Source organism: Rhodococcus sp. T2V, assembly GCF_029269925.1.
GTDB classification, from domain to species: Bacteria; Actinomycetota; Actinomycetes; order Mycobacteriales; family Mycobacteriaceae; genus Rhodococcus_F; species Rhodococcus_F koreensis.
In genome coordinates this window covers 1-566 of the sequence record NZ_JARJBD010000369.1, presented here as the reverse complement: position 1 = coordinate 566, position 566 = coordinate 1, and the positions used below count along the sequence as shown (strand labels likewise).

1 protein-coding gene is annotated in these 566 nt (G+C 60.4%); it reads left to right on the top strand.

Annotation, left to right across the window (positions count from 1 at the left end):
- Positions 1 to 530 (top strand): thioesterase domain-containing protein (locus P3H15_RS54420; protein ID WP_276144888.1); only part of this gene is annotated, 530 nt, incomplete at its 5' end.
- Positions 531 to 566: the final 36 nt, after the last annotated feature.

Below are 566 nucleotides of genomic sequence, written 5' to 3'. Positions count from 1 at the left end.
ACGACTTCTTCACCCTCGGCGGCAACTCGCTGCTCGCCACCCAGGCGGTGTCGCGACTGCGACAGGCTCTCGGCGTCGAGATCCAAGTTACATGGCTCTTCACTGACTCCACGGTGGAAGCGATCGCCCGTAGAATCGAGGCCGTCTCCGACGATTCGACACATCTTGCACCGACCGGACCTTCGGCGTTCGACGTCCTGTTGCCGATCAGATCAACCGGGACTTCAGACCCCATCTTTTGCATACACCCAGCCAGCGGATTAGCTTGGTGTTACGCAGGCTTGGCTCCACATATCCAACCGGGACGGCGAATGTACGGGCTCCAATCGCCTGAACTCGTCGAAGACGACCCGCATCCCCGCTCGATCGAGCAGCTGATGGAGCAGTACGTTCGGGAGATCCAGGCCGTGCAACCACACGGCCCATATCACCTACTCGGCTGGTCATTGGGCGGAGTCATCGCCCACGCCATAGCCACACAGTTTCGCCACCTGGGGCACAAGGTCTCACTGCTAGCGGGAGTTTCCTAGATAGCTGTGGCGTCGGTGCGATTAGCGCTGGTGGGA